This window comes from Ralstonia sp. ASV6, assembly GCF_016429285.1.
Lineage (GTDB): Bacteria > Pseudomonadota > Gammaproteobacteria > Burkholderiales > Burkholderiaceae > Ralstonia > Ralstonia flaminis.
Genome location: NZ_JAELUI010000055.1, coordinates 1 through 16,094, shown reverse-complemented (window position 1 = coordinate 16,094; position 16,094 = coordinate 1). Strand labels below are relative to the sequence as shown.

Sequence of the window (16,094 nt, the reverse complement as noted above, 5' to 3'; positions counted from 1 at the left end):
CTGTCAAGCATTTGACAATGAGCCGCGCCCCCTTCGCCGCATTCTGCCGACATGCCTGCCGAAGCCTCCCACACGATCCCCGCTCCTCCCCCCGCGCAACTCGCGCAGGGCTGGCTGCGTGACGCCCCCGCTGACCTGCTGGCCGAGATCGCGCCCGCCGCGCGCCTGATCACCTACCCCGACGGCGAATGCATCCACCCCCACGGCGGCCCGGCACAGGGCATGTTCCTGATCGTGCGTGGCCGCGTGCGCATCAGCCGCACGACCGATGGCGGCAGCGAACTCGTCTATGGCGTGCTGCGCGCGGGCGAGTGGTTCGGAGAAATCGCCCTCATCGACGGCGGCGGCCGTACGCACAGCGCGCATGCCCAGGGGCCAACTACGCTCATCCTGTTGGGCAGCGCCGCGTTTGCGCGCGTGGTGGCCGCTTATCCGGCCGGCATGTGGGCGCTGATGCAGCAGCTCTGCCAGCGCATCCGCCTGATCTTCGACGAGTTCGAGCACGCCAGCGAGATGCCCGCCGATGTGCGCCTCGCCCAGCGCCTGCTGCAGCTTGCCCGCGCGGGCGATGGCCGCACCGTCGCCGCCAGCAACGAAGAACTGGGCCGCATGCTGGCGCGCTCGCGGCAGACCATCTCCAAGTACCTGCAGGCATGGCAGCGCGCGGGGTGGATCCGCTGCCACTACCGGGCGGTGGAGATCGTCGATGCGACAGCGCTGCGTGGACTCGCCGGCAGCCACTAGCTGAGCGCCCCCTTCGACCGGGGCACGCGCACCCAGGCTCGCGCCGCTAGAATGGTCCGCACACTGTGCGCAGGCTCACCCATGGCCTGCTACCCACCGCTTTAGCCTCCATGACACCCATGTTCTCGCTGGCCTCACCCGAGGGCCGGCGCCTTGTGTTGCTGCTCGGCCTCGCGCAAACGGTCTCGTGGGGCACGCTGTACTTCACCTTCACCGTCTTCCTTGCGCCGATGCACGACACGCTCGGCTGGGCGCGGCCGTTCCTGGCGGGCGGGTTCTCGCTTGGGCTCCTGGTGTGGGCGCTGTGCTCGTTCTGGGTCGGGCGCGCGCTGGACCGCTGGCCGGCGCGCCGTGTGATGGGCATGGGCTCGGTACTGGCCGCAGGCAGCCTGCTGGCCTGGTCGTACGTTTCCGGTGAAACCACGTTCCTCCTGCTCTGGTTGCCGATGGGCATCGCGATGGCCACCACGCTCTACGACCCCGCATTCGTCGTGCTGCGCCAAGCGTTTGGCGATGCCTACCAGCGCCCCATCATCGGCCTCACGCTGATTGCGGGGTTCTCCAGCACGATCTGCATTCCACTGGCGCAATGGGGCGTGGAGCACATTGGCTGGCGGCACACGCTGCAGTTGTTTGCGCTGGCGCATCTGCTGATTTGCCTGCCCATCCATGCGCGGCTGCGCGTACGGCCGCCCGCGCACGCGCCGGCAGAAGCGGCCGGCCCAACTGCGCCTGCGCAGCCTTCCGCGTGGCGCATGGCGCTGCGCATGCCGGTGTTCTGGGCAGTGGTGCTGGCGTTCGTGGCCGTCGCCCTGACCAACACGGTGCTTGGGGCACACCTGATTCCGCTGCTTTCCGAGAAAGGGGAGCCGACCAGCCGCCAGTTGCTGATCGCGGCGCTCATTGGCCCGGCCCAGGTGCTTGGCCGGCTGGCGATGATGCGCTTTCGTCTGGCGCATCCGGTGCGCATTGCCCCAGCCACGTATGTGGCGATGGCGCTCGCGCTCGTGGTGCTGACGCTCTCCACCGGCCCACTGCTGATCGTCTTTGCGCTGGTCTACGGTGCAGCCAATGGCATCAACACCATGCTGCGCGCGATTGCCATGCCGGAACTGGTATCACGCCGCCAATACGCCACGCTCAACGGCCTGATGATGACGCCCGTGCTGCTGGCCCAGGCCAGCGCGCCGTGGCTGGGCGCGCTGCTGTGGAAAGCCTCCGGTGGTTACGCGGCAGTCGAATGGGCGATGGTGGCGGCGGCAGTTATCGCGCTCGGCGCCTTCACCTACGGGTTGCGGCACGCACGGGCCCACCCGATGCGCAAAACACCCGAGTGACGCAATCGCCATAGTCTCAGTGCCACTTTGTACGCAGAAGATTGCTTATAGGAACCTTTATTGACGCAAAAGTGTCTTGAAACATGAGACGTGATGTTTCATTCTCATGCTAAGGCGGCCGACTTCTTACGGCTCCGCCAACGGAGGACGTGCCGTGTCACAGGTTCATCTGGAAGCAGGATCCGTCAGCGAACAACTCCCGTGGACAGTCCACGAGATCGCCTACGGCAGCATCGATGTCGCACGCGTGCGCGAGAACCGCACGCTGTTCTATCTCGTGGTCAGCGCCTCGTTTGTCGAGAGCGGCTCTGATCTCTACGCAGGCAATCTTGCCCAGTACTACGCAGATCGCCCTGAAACCGCCCACTGGCTCATCGCCCACTGGGAGCGAGAAGAACTGCAGCACGGCCTCGCCCTGCGCCGCTACGTTGAAACCGTCTGGCCCGAGTTTGACTGGGAGCGCGGCTACGCCCGCTTTTTCGACGAGTACTCCGTCACCTGCTTGATCGACCAGTTCGAGCCGACGCAGGCGCTGGAAATGGTGGCGCGCTGCGTGGTCGAGATGGGCACCGCCACCTTCTACCGCGCCATCGCCCAGGCCGCCGCAGATGCCGACGAGCCCGTGCTGCGCGACCTCGCCAGCCGCATTTCGGCGGACGAAGTCCGTCACTACAAGCACTTCCTGCGCTTCTTCAACGAATGCAACGCCCGCGAGGGCGTCGGCCGCGCGCGCGTGCTCAAGGCACTCGCCTCACGCCTGCGCGAAATCAAGAACGAAGATTCGATGATCGCCCTGCGCAACGTGCTACGCATCGAACGCGATCAGGAAGACGTGCCCGAAGCCGACGTACGCGCCCTCAACTCGCGCGTGAGCGCGCTGGTGCGCTCGCACCTGCCGATCGACATGGCAGCCAAGATGCTGCTCAAGCCGCTGCGTTTGCGGCCGGTCATCGAACGCTCGATCCGCCCGCCGCTGGTGGCGCTGGTGCGGCGCGTGGTGCTGCACTGAGTTCTGCCGCAAGCGCCCAAGAAAAAACCCGAGCCTCGGCTCGGGTTTTTTCATCTAGCCGACTCAGCGTCGATTAGAACTTGTGGCGAATACCGACCATGGCACCCATTTGGTTGCTGCTGCTGGTGGTACCGTCCGGGGCCGAGAACAGAGGTGTCGTGTCGCTTGCCACACCCACCGGCAGGAGCGCGTTGCTGCTGTTCTTGGCATAGGCCAGGTTCAGATAGGCGTCGGTGCGCTTGGAGAGCGCGTAATCGCTACCCACCACGAACAGCCACGGGTTACCCGCGCCGGTGACCTTGTAGTTTTGATAGTAGGCAGCGCCCGTCAGCGACAGCGCCGGCGTTGCCTGGTACGCGGCACCCAGCCAGTACAGGTTCGAACGCGTTTCCGATGCAGTGGCAGCAATCGCCGCCGGCAGACCCGTCACGTGGCCCCAACGGTAGCCAGCAAACAGCTTGGCCGGACCGAAGGCATACGTACCAGCCAACGTAGCGCGTTGCGTCTTGATGTCGGCCGTGGTGACGTCATTGCCGTTCGTTTGGTCATAGACAGCGCCAACCGAGAACGGGCCTGCGGCGTAGTTCAAACCAGCGCTCCACTCGCGGCCGACCTTGTTGTTGCCAGCGATCTCTTGACCATCATTACGCATGGAGTACAGCGCCGACGCTGTCAAGCCATTGAACGTACCAACGTACTTGATGGCGTTGTCAGCACGGCCACCCATAGCGGCGTCTTGCGAGACGATCGAGTAACGCGAGGTCAGCGCCATCGGGTCGTACTGGGTCGTGAAGTCGTATAGCAGGTTCGTCTGACGGCCCAGGGTCACTTGACCCCATTGGCCTTGCAGACCAACGTAAGCGGCACGGCCGAACAGACGGCTGTCTTGGCTCTCGCCACGGCCGATGTCAAAGCCGCTCTCCAGGTTGAAGATACCCTTCAGGCCACCGCCCAGGTCTTCAACGCCGCGCAGGCCCCAACGCGAACCGGTCATGGCTCCATTGCCCGACTGCATGGACACACGCGAGTTGCCTTCCGTGCCGGCTGTGTTCGGCACCTTGTTGGCCCACTCAATGCCAGCGTCAGCCACGCCGTACATCGTCACGCTCGATTGCGCGGAGGCGCCTGCGGAAACCAGGGCTGCGGCAGCAGCCGCAAACAGCTTGATCTTCATATCGTTGTCCTTGAAAAACACTATCGCGGGGATTTGCGATGTAGTAATTATGTATTCCATGGACACTCACTCACCAATGGACGAAATTTCTCTGTGGCAAATACGATACCTAATCCAAAATAATAAAATTTTCCATATAAATCAACACCCTATACAAGCCATCCAACCAGCATAAGCAAGGCTTACAATAATTTAAGCCACAATCCTACGCTGCACCATCCAAATATCTCAAAGAATAATCCAGTGGATGACGAAAATTAAACTATTGCGGATCAATGGTTTTGGATTATGATTCGATCGAAGCCTGAATTACAGTTTCACAGCTTCATATCGACTTTAAAGGCCGCTTGAAAAAGCGGCCTTTTTTTTACGCGTGTGCCAACGCACCCGATAGCTTTACGGGTATCGCTGCGAACTGGTGGTGTCGAAGGGATTGGGCGCCCAGGCAGCCGCAGGAAAGCGTGTCTGCCAGCGCGCTGTCGTCTAGATGTCGGTGGTCAGGCTGCGAGCCCGATCTTCCTAGAGATGCGGTGCTTGAAGGTTGAGACCGTCTTCGGCGAGATACCGAGGCGCTTGGCGATCTCCGTGTTCGCGTAGCCTTGCGTGAGCAACTGGTTCACGCGCATCTCTCGGTTGGTCAGCGTTGCCATGCCTGCGCCTTCTGCGGGGCCCATCGCTGCATGGGGAAACGAGAGATACCCGCGCGCAGCCAGCAGGAGGGCCGCCGACAGGACGGAAGTGGCTTCCGATTTCTCGACGTAGGCATTTGCGCCGGCCAGGAAGGCCAGCCGCGCATTGTCGTCTGCGCTTTCCGACGAGATCGTTACGATGCCGATGTCCTGGCGCTGTGCGCGAACCCGCCGCACCAGCTCAAGGCCATCCAGGCTGGGCAGATTGATGTCGATGATCGCCAGCTTGGGCCGCGCCGAGCGGATCAGCTGCAGCCCTTCCGCCCCATCAGCCGCTGTGGCGACAAGGCGCAGATACGGTGACCCGGCAAGCAGCGCTTGAATGGATTCCAGAACGAGCGGGTGGTCGTCGATCGCGACCACAGAATGAAAGGCTTGACCTACGGAGGACATGGACTGAGGCGCGCAAGCTCCGGGGCATCCCATCACGTTGCGTTGCAAATGGCTGACAGATTGTGTGGTGCGAGTGCCTGAGCTGGACGCGAGTTCCTCAACGTACAGGTTTGCACAGATTCCCCGCATAGCTGTTTGCCAACTGCAACATTTCCTCAACCTTCTGCAACCCTCCGTTGCGCGCTCAAGCCAGCCGGAACACATCCACTGCGCCGCGCAGTTCCTGGGCCTGCTGACGCAGGCTTTCGGCCGCGGCGGCAGCTTCTTCCACCAGTGCGGCGTTCTGCTGCGTCACCTCGTCCATCGACGTCACCGCCTGGTTGACCGCTTCAATGCCCTGCGACTGCTCGCGCGAAGCATGGCTGATCTCGCCCATGAAGCCGGCGATGCGCTCGACGCGCGTGACGATGTCCTGCATGGCATCCCCCGCACCGCGTGCGGCTTCGTTGCCGGCCTGCACTTCCTCCACCGAGCGGTTGATGAGCACCTTGATCTCCTTGGCGGCGGCGGCGCTGCGTTGTGCCAGGCTGCGCACCTCGCCCGCCACCACGGCAAAGCCGCGGCCCTGCTCACCAGCGCGGGCGGCTTCCACGGCGGCGTTCAGCGCCAGGATGTTGGTCTGGAAGGCGATGCCGTCAATGATGCCGGTGATGTCGGCAATCTTCTGCGCGGTAGTGTGGATGCCCGACATCGTGCCGACCAGGCGCTCGACGGTCTGCCCACCGGCATTGGCCGCCTGACTGGCGGACTGCACCATGTCGTGTGCATGCTGCGCGCTGTCGGCGTTCTGGCGTACGGTGGCGGCCAGCTCCTCGATGCTCGATGCGGTGCGCTCCAGGCTGCCGGCCTGCGCCTCGGTGCGCGCAGAGAGGTCAGCATTGCCCGCAGCGATCTGGCCGGTGCTGGAGGCAATGGTGGACGCGCTGGCACGCACCTTGTCGACGATGCCCGAGAGGCCATCGCCAACGCCGTTGATGGTACGCATCAACTGGCCGATCTCGTCACGGCGCGTGGCGGGCAGGCGGTGCGTCAGGTCGCCGGCGGCCACGCGCTCGGCCACGGACACCACTTCGGCCAGCGGCAGGCTGACTGCGCGGCGCAGCATCCACCACAGGCCGGCGGCCAACAGTGCGCCCAGCGCCAGACCGAGCAGCAGGAAGCGGTTGCGGGCAACGACCAGATCGGCTTCCAGTTCGTCTACGTAGGCGGTGCCGGCGATCACCAGCTTCCAATCAGGGTATTGCGAGAAGACGGTGAAGCGCTCGCGCGCGGCGCCACCCTCGGTGTCGGCCAGCGCATGGCGCAGGATGCCGTCGCGGCGCTCGATCATCTCGCGCACCCAGGCCTGGCCGGTGGCGTCCTTGGCATCGAGCAAGTTCTTGCCTTCGCGCGCCGTGTTGCGGTCGATCAGCACCTTGCCCTGGTCAGCGCCGGGCTTGCCGTCAATGACGAAGTAGCCGCCGGTCTTGCCGATGGTGTGCGCGCGGATCTTGTCCTTGAGCAGCGCCAGTTCGGTCCGCACATCCACACCCACGTACAGCGCGCCGACAACCTTGCCGGAAGCATCGCGCACCGGTTCGTACTTGCTCATGTACGGCACGCCAAACAGCCACGCCAGACCACGGAACGGCTCGCCGGCCATCAGCGCCTTGTAGCTGGGGTGGGCGCGATCAAGCAACGTGCCAATGGCGCGTTCGCCGTTTTCCTTCTTGAGCGAGGTCGTCACGCGCACGAAGTCGTCGCCGGTACGGGCAAACACGGTGGCGATGGTGCCGCCGGTGCGGGCGAAAAATTTATCCGGCACGGTGTAGTTCAGGTTCAGCACCGTGTCGCCGCTCCTGAAGGTGGGCGTGGGCTTGCCGGCCACTTCTACGGTCTGCACCGGGTCCACGCTGTAGGGGCCGGGGGCGGCATCGGCAAAGGCGGTGAGGAAGCGGTCCGCCTCGGTGCGCATGGCGCCGTCGAAGAGCGCGATCATGTCACGCATGGCGGCCTCCTGGTCGCGCATGGCCGATTGTGCGTTGGCTTCCAGCGTGCGCAGGCTCGAATGCGAGTTCGCCAGCGCAAAGGCACCAAACACCAGCACCAGGGCAATCAGGCCGATGACTGCCAGCCGCGTGCCGAGGCTGGTGGCGGGTTGTTCAGAGGCGGAGTGGCGAGGAGGCGTTCGCATACTTTTTCCTGGTGATCGACAGTCGGGTTAACAACGGATCACCGGCGAAAAGCTTGAGCGCAAACGTTTAACAGTCGTCATTGTCCGAAAAATCAGACAATGTCCGACGCACCGGACAGCGGGCGGCCACCCGCCTAGAATGCTCTGGCCGCTCCCTTCCGCCCAACACGAGCCAAGACACGACATGCGCATTCTCCAGCCGCTATGCCACGGCATCACCTTCGCATTCACCGCCGCAGCCTTGCTGTGCGCGATGCCGACCGCCCAGGCCGCCTGCGTGGTACCGCCTGCCGAGCACACCATCGACCCACCCGGTTTCTACGACGATCCGGCCGGGTACCAGCAAGCCGTCAAGCCGATGCGCGCCTACATCGACCGGCTCAACAAGGCCGCGGAGGCCGGCGACTGGGCCTGCACGATCGATCTGCTTGAGGGCTGGGCGCAGGGCGACGCGTTGATGGGGCCGATCACCGGCTACCAGGGCTACTACGAACGCTCGTGGGCAGGGACAGATTTCGCGCTGGTACGCATGCGTGCGCAAAAGCTTGGGCGCCTCGATGCGTCGCGCGCCGCCATCATCGACAACTGGCTAACCCGCATCGCCATGGCCACACGCGATGCGCAAGAGATCAACAGCCTGCACAACAACCTGACCTACTGGGCCGGGCTCAACCTGGTTGCCATCGGCACGGTGGCACGTCGGGGTGACCTGGTGGACGATGGCGTCGCCCGCGTGCGTGAAGGCATCCGCGACATCGGCCCGCACGGTGAACTGCAGCGCGAGCTCAAGCGTGGCAATCGCGCACTGCACTACCACACGTTCGCGCTGCTACCCCTGGTATTCGCGGCCGAGCTGGTCAGGCCTCGCAATATCAACCTGTATGCCGAAAACCAGCACGCGATCGGCCGACTGGCAGACCTGGTCACGCGCGCGGTGCAGGACCCGGACAGCTTCCGCGCCGTAAGCCCCATCAAGCAAGACCTGTTTCCGTGGACTTTCCAGGACGAGCTGTCGTGGATGGAGCCCTACTACGCCAGCCAGCACGACTCGCGTCTGCCAACGCTGATTGCGGCACGGCGCGCTTTCCATGAATGGCGACTGGGCGGCAACGTCACACAGGCGTGGGGCGTGACGTTGCCTTAGCGCCGCGCTACGCGCCGCAGGTCAGCTCCACGCGCTGCGGCACCAGCTTGGCCGGGTTGCCCGCACCCAGGTCAATGCGCCAGTCGGCGCCGTGCGTGCCGGTCACCTCGCGGCCATCCACGGTGGCGCGGCAACGCGCGGCGTTGGCAAAGCGGATGAACGGACGCGTATAGCCCGCCACGTCGACAGACAGCGAACGGCCATCCGCACTGCGCTGCCAGTTCGACAGCCGACCACTGGCATCGCGCACGTAGGGCTGCGTTTGCTGGGCGCTGTCCAGCGTGAAGCGCGCCGAGCCGCTGGTCAGGTGGATGTAGGTGCCACCCGGGCCTGCCGCGTAGCCCGCTACGTCACGTGCATCGGCCAGGCGCGGTGCGCCGGCGCCAGCCCAGCGCACGGTTCGGAGATCACCGTTGCCGCGCACCACCCAGGCGTCGCCATCACGCGCGACGGCAAAGCTGCGGAAATCGAGCACCTTGTGGATGTAGTCCGATGCGTAGATGGGCATGACCGGTTGTGTGAGCGCCCAGTCGTACACCTGTCGCAGCGCGCTCAGCGAGGCGAGCTTGGTGCCGGAATACATGTGGTAGTAGATCCCGATCGGCTTGAAGCGATAAGGCTTGTCGGTCAGCTCGAACGTTTCGATGGCGCGCGAGAAGCCATAGTACGGGCCGTGCCAGAGGTTGGTATAGATGTTCTCGTTCTGCTCGGGCGCGAACACCTGGAACAGGCCATTGCCCTTGTCCACACCCAGCGGCGCCACAGCCGTCCAGCTCGGGTTGGAGCGTGTGATGTACGTGTCGCCGCCGTTCATGTTGAGCACGCCGGCCTCGGTGGCCTTCTGCACCGCAATCGGCGGCACCTGGCCGTTGCCGCTCCACAGCAGCACCTCCACACGCTTGCCCGCAGGCGCCAGCTTCGTGTTGATGTAGCTGATGGAGCCCGCGATCTCGCGGTCGAAGCTGAAACGGTAGTTGGGGATGTTCAGTGCGAAAGAATCGGTGCCTTCTGGTGCCTTGTCGTATGGCGGCTCGGGCGGGTTGGTCGTACGCAGCCAGTTGAACGGGTGCGAGAACGTGTGGCTTGCCAGCTCCACATACGGCTGCGCGAAGATGGCGCGCGCGATGGGCTCCAACTGCGACGTGAGCTTGGGATACATGCCGTCGGACGCTACCTCGCCCTCGATGATCGACACGGTGGTCGGCACCTTGTAGCGCTCGAAGATCTCGCGCAGCAGTGCTTGGCCCGAGAACTCGCCCGGTGGGAACTCCGTACGCGAGGCAAACCCGTCGCCGTCGATATGCACGGTCATCAGGCGGCGGCCGTTCTCGGTGGTGGTGTCGGGCACCGGCATGGCCGGCAACGCCAGTGCGCGGCGCAGGAAATCCAGCGGCTGGATCACCCAGCGCGCCTGGTCCACGTCGGGCATGCGGAACACACCGAACGGCTGCAGTACGTAACCGCCCCACGGCGTGATGGCCGCCGCGTCATAGGTATAGCTGCCCGCCGACAGGCGCAGCAACGATTGCATGCCGGCCACGCTTGGGTCCACCTGCACCCCCACGGCGGTCCGCCGATCCGGATGCGGCTGCAGCTCGAAGCCGATCATCGGGTCGCGCGAAACGATGGAGAGCGGCCCCTGCGGCGTACCCGGTACGGTCTTCAGGCCAAGCGTCTGCGCCATCGACGCATCCATGCTCATGCCGAACTGGTTGAACATCGCCACGCGCACGCCGGCGCCCACGGCACGCCGAAGCCAGGATGCCCAGGCGCCCGGGCGCGGTGCGTTGGCATCAAACCAAGTAACGACACCTGCGTAGCGATCGGGTGTGACAGGCGGGAGCGGCTTGTAGGCGTCAGCAAATTCAACGCGATAGCCAAGGTAGTTGATCGGCATGGCCAGATACAGGACCGACGGCGCTGTATTGGCACTGGTGCCCGGCTCTTGTGGCTCGACCAGCAGCACACGGCGCGGCATGACCTCCAGGCGACCGATGCCGATGAAATCCACGCCGGGTGTGGTGGCGTAGCTGGTGACGCCCGCGGCACGCGCCACATTGGCGGTCTCGCGCAGGCAGGTGCGGTCGTAGCTGGCGCAATAGTCCAGCGCAACGGCGGGCAGATGGTACTGCGCGCCAATGCTGCGCAGCGTGGCAACGCGGGCAGTGCGATCAGCATCGCTCACATCTTGCAGGCCTTCGCCGCCGATGCGCTCACGCACAAGGCCGGGCGTGACCACGCCGGACAACTGCGGCGCCAGCGTATCGAGCCACGCGGTGCCGCCCGCCAGGAGCTTGGCCTGCGGGGCACGCGCATGCAGCGCCTGCACCAGTGCCGACACCGTGCTGTCGGCATTCGGGGTCTTGGCCGCCAGCGTATCGAGCCCATCGAGCAGGAACCCCTGATAGCCCTGCGCAAGCAACGGCGCAAACACGTGATCGAGCACGTTGGCCGGCCATGTGCTGTCGCGCATCGCCTCCACCTGCTGTGTCAAATCAACGCGCGCGAGCCACAACGTGGGCGATGACTGCTTCGGGTCGAAGGTGCCGGCTGCCACCGGATCGAGCACCACCCAGTCAAAGGCCTGCAGTTCGGGGGCCGGTACATCGCGGCTGTAATAGAAGGCGATCTGCGGATCAGGGCTGGTGGGCTGCGCGTGCGCGACAGCAGCCCCACACGCCAACGCAACGGCACCTAGCCATGCGGACCAACGCCATTGCCGATTGCTCCTCACCGCCCGCCTGCTCTGCATCCCGATCCTCAAGCATTGATCCTGCTTCCATTGTGTCGGGCTGGCGTGCGATTGCAACGTTTCTTGGTCGCTGCACATCGCCCGTCGAGTTGTCTTGGCAACACACGGCGGGCGATGCGCAGCGAGCAGCCGACGACGGTGTCACCGGAAAACGCAGCCTAGAATGCCGACTTCACCACCCCGCCATCCACACGCAGCGCTGCACCCGTGGTGGCGGCCGACAGCGGACTGGCAACATAGGCAACCAGGTTCGCCACTTCCTGCGGCGTGGCAAAGCGCTTGATGAGCGAAGTGGGCCGCGCGGTCTCGAAGAACGTCTTCTCGAACGCTTCGAAGCTCTGGCCACCCGAAAGCTTGCCCACGAATTCATCCACGCCTTCAGACCGCGTCGGCCCTGGCAGCACCGCATTCACGGTGACGGCGGTGCCAGCGGTCACTTCGGCCAGCCCGCGCGAGAGGCCCAGCAGCGCCGTCTTCGTCACGCCGTAGTGGATCATCTCGGCCGGAATCTGCACGCCGCTCTCGCTGCTGATGAAGATGATGCGGCCCCAGTTCTGCGCCTTCATTGCACCCAGGTAGGCACGCGAGAGCCGCACGCCGCTCATCACGTTGACGTTGAAGAAGCGCTGCCATTCGGCATCGTCAATCTCTTCAAATGGCTTGGGGTCGAAGATGCCGAGGTTGTTGACGAGCACGTCGACCTTGGGATAACGGGCGAGCAGTGCCGCCACCTGTTCGGGGGCAGACAAATCTCCGGCAAAGGACTCGACTTGGGCGTCAGGCACCTCGGCACGTAGGCGGCTGATGGCATCGGCCACCGAGGCTTCGGTACGGCCGTTGACGATGACGCGGGCGCCTTCGGCAGCCAGTGCTACAGCAATGGCATGACCGATGCCCTTGGTGGAGCCGGTGACGAGGGCAAGCTTGTTCTGAAGGTGGAGGTTCATGGCAATAGAAAAGGGAATTTGGAGGAGAACGAGCACGTCACGCCACTTGGGTTGAACCCGCTGCGGCCCTGACGTTTCAACCATGATACGAACCACCGCACCCCTTGGCAGCCGCAATCGTTTTGCAGCGATATCCAATGTGATTTGACGATCGGCCTTGGTGTCGATCCCGGCTTGACGGCCTGGGCAAGCGCCGATTAGTGTGCAATGAAGCACGCTCCGCGTTACGGGAACGCATGGCGCGCCTTACAAGCCGGATCACCGGCAGAACGGGGAGCATCACCATGAACACCGACGTACAAACTCCACCAGAGGCCACCGCCATGGGCGGCGGCACGGGCGAAGGCGCCTATCAGGTCGACACCATGGATCGCGACACCAACGTCGGCCGACTCGTGCATCGGGTCCGGCATGCGCTGGTGACGCATATCGATAGTGCACTGGCATCGATTGATCTGACCGCCGCGCAGTGGATGGTGGTCATCTATCTGGCCGAAGACCTGGCGACCACACCGGCCGAACTCTCGCGCCTGCTGCACTACGATCCGGGTGCGATGACGCGGCTGATCGATCGGCTCGAGAAGAAGAACATCGTGAAGCGTGCACCGAGCGATGCCGATCGCCGTTCGGTGGTGGTCACGCTCACGGAGCAAGGCCGCGCGCTGTATCCGGAGATCCGGCCCTTGATCATCGATGTGCTGAACCACTTGCTGCGCGGGTTCTCGCAAACCGAGGTCAAGCAACTGGAAAACCTGCTGCTGCGCGTACTGCACAACGCCTGAGCGCGCTGCGCACAGCAAACGGCAGGACGGGTCAGCCGACGGTGCTATCGGCGCGGAGTTGGTCGCGCTGGCTGCGCAGTTCGGCCAGCGCTGCGGGGGCATCAGCCGGAATCGCGCCGGCCTGCGCCAGCGCCGCCTCAAGCACGCGCGCGCGCTCGGCAATCGCGGCCTGCTCCACCGTCAGCGCCGCGCCCTTGATCCGGTGCGCCACGTAGCGCGCTGCGGTCGGGTCGCGCGCATCCAGCGCGTGGGCCAGGCTTTCCAGATCGTCATCCAGCGAATCCAGATAGATCGACCAGAGATCGCGGTCTTCCCCAGCCAGGGCGGGTGTGACCGCGCGCAGCGTGTTCTGGCTGTCGTCGCTGCCGGCGACATCGCACCATAGATCGATCATGTCGCGCAGCGCATCCAGGCGGATGGGCTTGGTCAGCATGCCGTCCATGCCGCTTTCCATCACGCGCTGCTGGTGCTCCTCATCCACCGCGGCGGAAATGGCGAGGATGGGCGTATGCGTGCCGGCACCGGCCTCGCGCGAGCGAATGCGCGCCGTGACCGCATAGCCGTCAATATCCGGCAGGTAGCAGTCCATCAGGATGAGATCGAACGTCTGCGCCGCAGCCTTCTCCAGGGCCTGCGCGCCGTCAGCGGCGAGTTCGACATCGCAGCCGAGCGTGTGCAATTGGTCTTCGATCACCATCAGGTTGGTGGGTTGATCGTCGACCACGAGCACGCGCGGGCGCGGCTTGCCGGTTTGCGCTGTCACCGACACCGTCTGAGGCGGCGCCGTTTGCGGCTCGGCATCGGGCAACCCGACAGGTTCGGGCGCGATCGTGGTGGTGCGCGCATCGGTAACGGGGCGTGCCGCCGCGGCTTGCGCCTCCTCCATGGTCGCCACCTCGGCTGGCAGGATGACGGTAAAGACCGTGCCCGCCCCCGGCGTGCTCTGCACTTCGATCCTGCCGCGCATCAGGCGCACGAGTTCGCGAGAAATGGACAGGCCCAGCCCCGTGCCGCCAAAGCGCCGCGTGGTGCTGGAGTCAGCCTGCTGGAACGCTTTGAAGATGGTGCGCTGATCTTTCTGCGCAATGCCGACGCCCGTATCGGCCACGTCGATCGTGAGCGTACTCGCCGCGCCCCGCTTGGCTGCCGGCACGTAGGACATGCGTACCGTCACCCCGCCGTGCTCGGTGAACTTGACCGCGTTGGACAACAGGTTCAGCAGGATCTGCCGCGTGCGTGTCGGATCGATCCGCAGACACAGAGACGGATCGACACCGCTCATGAACGTGAGCGCCAGACCCTTGCGTTCGGCACGCCAGCGCACCACGTCCAGGGCATCGTTGATCCAAGGCAGGATCGGCGTGGGCAGCAGTTCAAGCTCGACCCGCTGGGCTTCCAGCTTGGAGATGTCGAGCACGTCATCCAGCAGCACCAGCAGCGTCTGCGAGGCGGTGGTCGCCACATCGGTCAGGCGCTTCTGCCTATCGTCAAGCGGCGTGCGCTGCAGCAGCTCGACCGATGAGAGGATGGCATTCATCGGCGTGCGGATCTCGTGGCTCATTACGGCCAGGAAACGGGTCTTCTCGCGTTCACTGCGTTCGGCGCGTTGGCGCTGCACCCGCGCACGCCATGCCAGAAAGAGGATGCCGGCAATCGCTGCGGCCACCAGGGCCAGCTCGCGCGCCCGATAGCGCAGGATCGAGCCGTAGGAAGGCGCGCCATAGTCCACAACTTCGAGCCAGTGGCGCTCAAAGACGTCGGTGTCCGCCGCGGTGAGCGAATGTAGCGACTTGTCCAGAATCGAGCGCAGCAGCGGCTGGTCCGTGCGCACGCCCATGAACAGCGGCACCGGCAGATCCGTGAGTACACCCGAGACATGCAGCGCGTTGGCAAAGCGCCGGCGCAACAGCGGCTCGGCGGCGTAGTTGGTGGCGGCGGCAACGTCGGCCGAGCCATCGGCGACGGCCTGCAGGGCCGCATCCGTCGAATCAAACAGCAGCAGGTGCGCACGAGGCAGCTTCTCGCGCATGAGGATCTCGGTAGCGCCGCCGCCGATGATCGCCACCGTCATGCCGTCCAGTTCATTCAGATGGAAGATCGTGCGCTGCGAGGCGCGCGCCACCGCCAGCGTGGCCCCCATGAAATATTGGTCGGTCAACAGCAACTGCTGTTTGAGCGAATCAGACGCAGCGAGCGTGGAGAGACTCGGCAGCAGGTCGACTTCGCCCTTGAGAAACGCGTTGCGGCTTTGGGCCCAGTTGTTGATCGGCACCGGCTCGAAACGCAATCCGCTGACACGGCTAATCGCATCGAGATAACTGGACGCCAGCCCTTGCGGCTTGCCCTGCTCGATATACTCAAAGGGTTTCCAATTCTCCCGGTATGCAACCCGCACAACCGGATGCTGCGCAATCCAGGCCCGCTCTTGCGGGGTGAACTGGGGTGTTTGCTGCGCAGCAGCCAAGAGCGGCCAGCCGGCAACCACCAGAGCGCAAGCGGTGAGGCAGCGTGCAAGGCGCCGCCGCAAGCTCACTGCCCCTCCAACTCGTGCTTGATCTTGAAAAGTTCGGTATCGGTACGGATGCCCAGCTTGCGATAGGCGGACTGCTTCTGCGAGCTGATGGTCTTGATGCTGCGCGCGAACTTCTCGGCAATATCGGACACGGACATGCCGTCCAGACAGCAGCGCAGCACTTCGCGCTCACGCGGACTCAGTTCGGGGCGGTCCACCAGTGCGGAGAGCTGGTTGCCATCCACTGCGGATGTCGGGGCCGGCGCGTCGGCGGCCAGCGCATCGCGCTCCATCTCGGCAGCCAGCGTGGCATTCAGGCGCTTGCCACCCGCCGCCACGGTGCGGATGGCCCGCACCAGTTCCGACAGTTCTTCTTCCTTGCCCACAAAACCGCGTGCACCGGCGTGCATCACCAGCCCGACCGTCGCTTTGTTGTGA

The 16,094-nt window shown here is 64.6% G+C and carries 12 protein-coding genes; 5 read left to right on the top strand and 7 right to left on the bottom strand.

Annotation, left to right across the window (positions count from 1 at the left end):
- Positions 1-51 precede the first annotated feature (51 nt).
- The 3 genes from JHD73_RS12985 to JHD73_RS12975 all read left to right on the top strand — a co-directional run bounded on the left by JHD73_RS12985 (position 52) and on the right by JHD73_RS12975 (position 3,090).
- Complete coding sequence (locus tag JHD73_RS12985; protein WP_199030683.1) at positions 52-744, top strand: Crp/Fnr family transcriptional regulator; 693 nt, start codon at positions 52-54, stop codon at positions 742-744.
- 110 nt (positions 745-854) lie between these two features.
- A complete protein-coding gene (locus JHD73_RS12980) occupies positions 855-2,081 on the top strand; it encodes an MFS transporter (RefSeq protein ID WP_199030682.1) in 1,227 nt (408 codons plus the stop codon).
- 106 nt (positions 2,082-2,187) lie between these two features.
- Positions 2,188-3,090 carry a ferritin-like domain-containing protein gene (locus JHD73_RS12975; RefSeq protein ID WP_233176943.1) on the top strand — a complete coding sequence of 301 codons (903 nt, stop codon included), beginning with the start codon at positions 2,188-2,190 and terminating at the stop codon, positions 3,088-3,090.
- Positions 3,091-3,163: 73 nt separating this feature from the next.
- Here the strand turns inward: JHD73_RS12975 and JHD73_RS12970 are convergent, their stop codons facing one another.
- From JHD73_RS12970 to JHD73_RS12960, 3 genes are all read right to left on the bottom strand, one after another.
- Positions 3,164-4,264, bottom strand: coding sequence for a porin (locus JHD73_RS12970; RefSeq protein WP_199030681.1), 1,101 nt, complete (start codon positions 4,262-4,264; stop codon positions 3,164-3,166).
- Between the two features lie 497 nt (positions 4,265-4,761).
- Positions 4,762-5,346: a response regulator transcription factor gene (locus tag JHD73_RS12965; protein WP_199030680.1), complete on the bottom strand. Its 585-nt coding sequence runs from the start codon at positions 5,344-5,346 to the stop codon at positions 4,762-4,764.
- Between the two features lie 184 nt (positions 5,347-5,530).
- On the bottom strand, positions 5,531-7,519 hold the full coding sequence (locus JHD73_RS12960) for a methyl-accepting chemotaxis protein (RefSeq protein ID WP_199030679.1): 1,989 nt from the start codon (positions 7,517-7,519) through the stop codon (positions 5,531-5,533).
- A gap of 184 nt (positions 7,520-7,703) precedes the next feature.
- Between JHD73_RS12960 and JHD73_RS12955 the strand changes: the two genes are divergently transcribed.
- Positions 7,704-8,663: an alginate lyase family protein gene (locus JHD73_RS12955; protein ID WP_233176942.1), complete on the top strand. Its 960-nt coding sequence runs from the start codon at positions 7,704-7,706 to the stop codon at positions 8,661-8,663.
- A 7-nt stretch (positions 8,664-8,670) separates the two neighbouring features.
- Here JHD73_RS12955 and JHD73_RS12950 read toward each other — a convergent pair whose 3' ends face one another.
- Positions 8,671-11,415: a bifunctional glycoside hydrolase 114/ polysaccharide deacetylase family protein gene (locus JHD73_RS12950; RefSeq protein WP_199030678.1), complete on the bottom strand. Its 2,745-nt coding sequence runs from the start codon at positions 11,413-11,415 to the stop codon at positions 8,671-8,673.
- 158 nt (positions 11,416-11,573) lie between these two features.
- A complete protein-coding gene (locus tag JHD73_RS12945; RefSeq protein ID WP_199030677.1) occupies positions 11,574-12,362 on the bottom strand; it encodes an SDR family NAD(P)-dependent oxidoreductase in 789 nt (262 codons plus the stop codon).
- Between the two features lie 284 nt (positions 12,363-12,646).
- Between JHD73_RS12945 and JHD73_RS12940 the strand changes: the two genes are divergently transcribed.
- A complete protein-coding gene (locus JHD73_RS12940; protein WP_199030676.1) occupies positions 12,647-13,144 on the top strand; it encodes a MarR family winged helix-turn-helix transcriptional regulator in 498 nt (165 codons plus the stop codon).
- A gap of 31 nt (positions 13,145-13,175) precedes the next feature.
- Here the strand turns inward: JHD73_RS12940 and JHD73_RS12935 are convergent, their stop codons facing one another.
- On the bottom strand, positions 13,176-15,677 hold the full coding sequence (locus JHD73_RS12935; protein WP_199030675.1) for an ATP-binding protein: 2,502 nt from the start codon (positions 15,675-15,677) through the stop codon (positions 13,176-13,178).
- Positions 15,674-16,094 (bottom strand): response regulator transcription factor (locus tag JHD73_RS12930; RefSeq protein ID WP_199030674.1); only part of this gene is annotated, 421 nt, incomplete at its 5' end. The genes JHD73_RS12930 and JHD73_RS12935, both read right to left, overlap by 4 nt.